Annotated in this window: 6 protein-coding genes; 4 read left to right on the forward strand and 2 right to left on the reverse strand. The window is 72.6% G+C overall.

What is annotated here, in order from left to right:
• Nucleotides 1-1,330, forward strand: a 1,330-nt coding sequence (locus tag ACFQ3T_RS33850; RefSeq protein ID WP_380729772.1) for a glycosyltransferase family 2 protein, incomplete at its 5' end; no start/stop codon positions are given.
• Between the two features lie 3 nt (nucleotides 1,331-1,333).
• On the opposite strand, the gene ACFQ3T_RS33855 is transcribed toward ACFQ3T_RS33850, so the two are convergent.
• Nucleotides 1,334-1,900 (reverse strand): RICIN domain-containing protein, encoded by a 567-nt coding sequence (locus ACFQ3T_RS33855; protein ID WP_380729774.1) that lies wholly within the window; start codon nucleotides 1,898-1,900, stop codon nucleotides 1,334-1,336.
• Between the two features lie 191 nt (nucleotides 1,901-2,091).
• Between ACFQ3T_RS33855 and deoC the strand changes: the two genes are divergently transcribed.
• The 3 genes from deoC to ACFQ3T_RS33870 are packed head-to-tail and all read left to right on the forward strand — an operon-like array spanning nucleotide 2,092 to nucleotide 5,346.
• Nucleotides 2,092-3,057: a deoxyribose-phosphate aldolase gene (deoC, locus tag ACFQ3T_RS33860; protein WP_380729776.1), complete on the forward strand. Its 966-nt coding sequence runs from the start codon at nucleotides 2,092-2,094 to the stop codon at nucleotides 3,055-3,057.
• On the forward strand, nucleotides 3,054-4,487 hold the full coding sequence (locus tag ACFQ3T_RS33865) for an aldehyde dehydrogenase family protein (RefSeq protein WP_380729781.1): 1,434 nt from the start codon (nucleotides 3,054-3,056) through the stop codon (nucleotides 4,485-4,487). The genes deoC and ACFQ3T_RS33865 overlap by 4 nt, the downstream gene beginning before the upstream one ends.
• Entirely contained in the window at nucleotides 4,480-5,346 is an 867-nt protein-coding gene (locus tag ACFQ3T_RS33870; RefSeq protein ID WP_380729778.1) for an aldehyde dehydrogenase family protein, read from the forward strand. Before ACFQ3T_RS33865 ends, ACFQ3T_RS33870 begins: the two co-directional genes overlap by 8 nt.
• Here ACFQ3T_RS33870 and ACFQ3T_RS33875 read toward each other — a convergent pair.
• The coding region (locus ACFQ3T_RS33875) for a hypothetical protein (RefSeq protein ID WP_380729780.1) at nucleotides 5,343-5,695 on the reverse strand (353 nt) is incomplete at its 5' end. The two genes, ACFQ3T_RS33870 and ACFQ3T_RS33875, sit on opposite strands and share 4 nt — an antisense overlap.

Raw genomic sequence — 5,695 nt, forward strand, 5'->3', positions numbered from 1 at the left:
CGGCGCCGCCGCCGCGACCACCGAGCTGATGACGTGGCTGGTCGTCGTCTCCAGCGTGGTGGCGCTGCTGCGGGCCGCGCTGCCCCTCGGCACCACTGGCATCCACGCGCGCCGGGCCCGGCGGGTCGGCCGGCACGCGCGGCGGCTGCCGCGCCAACCCGTGACCGTGCTCGTGCCCGCGTACAACGAGGAAGCGGGCATCGAGGCGACCCTGCGCACCATCCTGGCGAGCACCGCGGACGTGCGGGTGATCGTGGTGGACGACGGGTCGACCGACCGCACCAGCGAGGTCGTCCGGTCCCTCGGCCTGCCCGGCGTGACGCTGATCCGGCAGGCCAACGCGGGCAAGGCCGCCGCGTTGAACACGGGCCTGGCGCACTGCCGCACCGAGCTCGTGGTGATGGTGGACGGCGACACGGTGCTGGAGCCGGACACCGTCGCCGAGCTGGTCGAGCCGTTCGCCGACCCGGACGTGGGCGCGGTGTCGGGCAACGCGAAGGTCGGCAACCGGGACGGCCTGCTCGGCCGCTGGCAGCACATCGAGTACGTGATCGGGTTCAACCTCGACCGGCGCATGTACGACGTCATGGAGTGCATGCCGACCGTGCCCGGCGCCGTCGGCGGGTTCCGGTTGAGCGCGTTGCGGCAGGTCGGGGGCGTGCCGGAGGACACGCTGGCCGAGGACACCGATCTCACGATGGCGTTGGAGCGGGCGGGCTGGGCGGTCACGTACCGCGAGTCGGCCCGCGCGTGGACCGAGGCGCCCGCCACGCTCGGCCAGCTGTGGCGCCAGCGCTACCGCTGGTGCTACGGCACGTTGCAGGCGATGTGGAAGCACCGCGGCGCGGTGCGGGAACGCGGCCTGGGCGGTCGGCTGGGCCGGCGCGGGCTGCCGTACCTCGCGCTGTACCAGGTCGTGCTGCCCGTGCTGGCGCCCGTGATCGACGTGTTCGCCGTGCTCAGCCTGTTCACCGACCCGGTGCGCGGCGCGGCGGCGTGGCTCGGGTTCCTGGTCCTGCAGCTGGTGCCCGCCGTGATCGCGTTCCGGCTGGACCGGGAGAGCCTGCGCCCGCTGTGGGCCGTGGCCCTCCAGCCGGTCGTGTACCGGCAGCTCATGTACCTCGTCGTGATCCAGTCCGTGATCACCGCCATCGCCGGCGCGCGGCTGCCGTGGCAGAAGCTGAAGCGCACCGGCACGGCGGCCCGGTACGCGCCCTCGGCGGTCGTGGTCGACGACGTCACCGAACCGCTGCACGTGGGCACGGCGGCGCAGCGCGCGCCCCGCCTCGCCGAGGACGACGAGGTCACGGCACCGCTGCGCCGCCGCTGACGGCTACTGCCCCTGCCAGTAGAAGTACTGGTGCTGGACGTCCCGGCAGTCCCACATCTGCACGGTGGTGCCCCGGCCGTGGTCGTAGATGTCCAGGCACAGGCTCGGGCTGCTCAGCGAGCGGTACCGGTAGGCGCCCTGGTAGGCCTCGCGCGTGAACTCCTGGGTCCTGGTCGAGTCACAGCGGTACTGGACGACCTGCACGCCCCGGCCCTTGTACGCGTCGAGGCACATGTTCAGGTTCGAGTACGGGCGCAGCCGCCAGTAGCCGTGGGGGCCGGTGGCGATGTCCCAGTCCTGGTTGTTCCAGCCGTTGCACCACCACATCTGGATCTGCGGACCGCCGCCCGCGTTGTAGACGTCGAGGCACTTGCCGTTGGCCTCGGGCGCCTGGCTGATGATGGCGAGGCCGCTCAGCTCCCGCTCCTGCTGCCCCGGCCGGACCTGCCCCGACTGGACCTGCCCCGGCTGAACTTGCGCCGACTGGTCGTCGGCGGGCTTGGCCGGCTGCGCCGCCGCCTCCGCCGCCCCCGCGAACGCCGCGACGCCGAGCAGCGCCGCCAACAGCACTCTGGTTAACCGTCCTGACACGTGGTGCCCCCTTCGGTTGCCGATGGGGTGGATGCAACTAGCCGCCGCTCACGCTTCGCTCACCCTCGCGCTCACCTCGCGCGGGTGGCCGAACGCCCCGCCGACGAACGGCCGCACCCCCGCGCCGACTCAACTAGGACGCCCGTCCCACTCCGCCTAGACTCGGCGACATGGCTGCTCCATCGACATCGCCGTCGCTGCCCCCGGCGCTCGCGGACGCCGTCCGCGACGACGCGTCGCTGCGCCGGTTCCTGCACGGACTGCCCGGTGTGGACCAGGTCGGCGTCGAACAGCGCGCGGCCGGTCTGGGCACCCGCAGCATCAAGAAGGCCGGCAAGATGTGGGCCATCGACACCGCGATCAGCATGGTCGACCTGACCACGCTGGAAGGCGCGGACACGCACGGCAAGGTGCGGTCGCTGGCGGCGAAGGCCCGCCGGCCCGACCCGGAGCGCCCCGACGTGCCGAAGGTCGCCGCCGTCTGCGTGTACCCCGACATGGTGGAGACGGCGGTCAAGGAGCTCCAGGGCACCGGCATCAACGTGGCCAGCGTCGCCACCGCGTTCCCGTCCGGCCGGTCCAGCCTGAAGGTGAAGCTGGAGGACACCGCGTTCGCGGTGGACGCGGGCGCCACCGAGATCGACATGGTGATCGACCGCGGCGCGTTCCTGTCCGGCCGCTACGGGCAGGTGTTCGACGAGATCGTGCAGGTCAAGCACGCCTGCGGGGACGCGCACCTCAAGGTCATCCTGGAGACCGGCGAGCTGGCGACCTACGACAACGTGCGCCGCGCGTCCTGGCTCGGCCTGCTCGCGGGCGGCGACTTCATCAAGACCTCCACCGGCAAGGTGTCGCCCGCCGCGACGCTGCCCGTCACGCACGTGATGCTGCAGGCCGTCCGCGACTGGCACACCCAGACGGGTGAGAGACGAGGCGTGAAGCCGGCCGGCGGCATCCGCACCACCAAGGACGCGATCAAGTACCTGGTCGCGGTGAACGAGGTGGCCGGGCCCGAGTGGCTGACCGCGGACCTGTTCCGGTTCGGCGCCTCCACGCTGCTCAACGACCTGCTGATGCAGCGGCGCACCCAGTTGGAGGGCCACTACAGCGGCCCCGATTACGTGACGGTGGACTGACCATGTGGGAATACGCGCCCGCGCCCGAGTCGCGGGACATCGCGAACCTCAAGCCGACCTACCGGATGTTCGTCGACGGCCAGTTCGTCGAGGGCGCCGGTGAGCCGCTGAAGACCGTCAACCCCGGCACGGAGGAGGTGCTGGCCGAGGTCAGCACGGCCGCGCCGGCGGACGTGGACAAGGCCGTGAAGGCCGCGCGCCGCGCCTACGACCGGGTCTGGGGCAGGATGCCCGGCTCGGAGCGCGCCAAGTACATCTTCCGGATCGCGCGGCTGATCCAGGAGCGCGGGCGGGAGCTCGCGGTGCTGGAGTCGCTGGACAACGGCAAGCCCATCAAGGAGTCGCGCGACGTGGACGTGCCCACGGCCGCCGCGCACTTCTTCTACCACGCGGGGTGGGCCGACAAGCTCGGTTACGCGGGCTACGGGCCCGACCCGAGGCCGCTGGGCGTCGCCGGCCAGGTGATCCCGTGGAACTTCCCGCTGCTGATGGCGGCGTGGAAGATCGCGCCGGCGCTGGCGTGCGGCAACACGGTGGTGCTGAAGCCCGCCGAGACGACGCCGCTGACCGCGCTGGTGCTCGCGGAGATCATCCAGCAGGCCGACCTGCCGCCCGGTGTGGTGAACATCCTCCCCGGAGCGGGTGACGTCGGCGCCGCCGTCACGTCGCACCCCGACGTCGACAAGGTCGCGTTCACCGGGTCGACCGAGGTCGGCAAGCTCATCCAGCGGCAGCTCGCCGGCACCGGCCGCAAGCTCACCCTGGAACTCGGCGGCAAGGCCGCGAACATCGTGTTCGACGACGCGCCGCTCGACCAGGCCGTCGAGGGCATCGTCAACGGCATCTTCTTCAACCAGGGCCACGTGTGCTGCGCGGGTTCCCGCCTGCTGGTGCAGGAGTCCGTGGCCGAGGAGCTGCTGGAGAAGCTGCGCGTGCGGATCTCCACGCTGCGCGTCGGCGACCCGCTGGACAAGAACACCGACGTCGGCGCGATCAACTCGCGCGAGCAGCTGACGAAGATCCAGCAGCTGGTCGAGTCCGGCGACGCCGAGGGCGCGGAGCGCTGGACGTCCGCGTGCCCGTTGCCCGACAAGGGTTTCTACTTCGCGCCGACCGTGTTCTCCAACGTGTCGCAGGCGATGCGGATCGCCCGCGAGGAGATCTTCGGGCCGGTGCTGTCGGTGCTGACGTTCCGCACGCCGGACGAGGCCGTGGCCAAGGCGAACAACACGCCGTACGGGCTGTCCGCGGGCATCTGGACCGAGAAGGGGTCCCGCATCCTGTGGGCCGCGCAGAAGATGCGCGCCGGCGTGGTGTGGGCCAACACGTTCAACCGCTTCGACCCGACCGCCCCGTTCGGCGGCTACCAGGAGTCGGGCTTCGGCCGCGAGGGCGGCCGCACCGGGCTGGAGGCCTACCTCGATGTCTGAGAACCGGATCGCGGTCGCGAAGACGTACAAGCTCTACATCGGCGGCGCGTTCCCGCGCTCGGAGTCCGGCCGGTCGTACCCGGTGGTGGACGCCAAGGGCGCGTTCCTCGCCAACGCCGCGCAGGGCTCGCGCAAGGACGCCCGCGACGCGGTGGCGGCGGCGCGCAAGGCGTTCCCGGGCTGGTCGGGCGCGACGGCGTACAACCGCGGCCAGGTGCTGTACCGGGTGGCCGAGGTGCTGGAGGGCCGGCGGGAGCAGTTCGCCGCCGAGGTCGCCGCCTGCGAGGGCGTCGCGGCGAAGAAGGCGCAGTCGCTCGTGGACGCGGCGATCGACCGCTGGGTCTGGTACGCGGGCTGGACCGACAAGGTCGCCACGGTGCTGGGCGGGGCGAACCCCGTGGCCGGGCCGTACTTCTCGTTCTCGACGCCGGAGCCGACGGGCGTGGTCGCGGTGCTCGCGCCGCAGCAGTCGTCGCTGCTGGGGCTGATCAGCGTGGTGGCGCCGGTGATCGCGACCGGCAACACCGCCGTGGTCGTCGGCTCGCAGGACCGGCCGCTGCCCGCCGTGACGCTGTCGGAGGTGCTGGCGACGTCCGACCTGCCGGGTGGCGTGGTGAACGTGCTGACCGGGCGGACGGCGGAGATCGCGCCGTGGCTGGCGTCGCACGCGGACGTGAACGCGCTGGACCTGACCGGTGCGCCGGAGGCCGCGCGGGCGGACCTGGAGCGGGCGGCGGCGGGCACGGTGAAGCGCGTGCTGCGGGCGCGTCCGGCCGAGGACTTCACCCGCGAACCCGACCTGGCCCGCCTGCGGGCGTTCCTGGAGACGAAGACGGTCTGGCACCCGATGGGCGTCTAGCGGCGGCAGCCGAACCAGCTGTAGGCGAGCAGGCCGGCGCAGCCGAGCACGACCGCGGTGGTGGTGGCGGAGGTGGTGCCGGTCGGCTGCACCGGCCACGTCAGCAGGCGGGTGAGCCAGTGGTCGCCGGTGGGTGGGACGACGAGCGTGACGCCGGCCCAGCCGACCGGCGGGGCCCAGGCGGCGCGTGCGCCGAAGAGCACCGCGCCGAGCGCCGCCAGGCCGCCGAGGCCGAGGACGTCGCGGAGCACGAAGGCGTCCGGGGCGATCGGGTCGGCGACCCGGCCGGCGGCGAGCAGCAGTGCGGCGACGAGCCCGACGTCGAGCAGCAGGTGCGCGGCCCGTTCGG

This window comes from Saccharothrix hoggarensis, from assembly GCF_042678885.1.
Taxonomy (GTDB): Bacteria; Actinomycetota; Actinomycetes; order Mycobacteriales; family Pseudonocardiaceae; genus Actinosynnema; species Actinosynnema hoggarensis.

Coding starts and splice junctions, on each gene's coding strand:
- deoC (WP_380729776.1), top strand. CDS start 2,092: ATGGCTGCTCCATCGACATCGCCGTCGCTGCCCCCGGCGCTCGCGGAC.
- ACFQ3T_RS33870 (WP_380729778.1), top strand. CDS start 4,480: ATGTCTGAGAACCGGATCGCGGTCGCGAAGACGTACAAGCTCTACATC.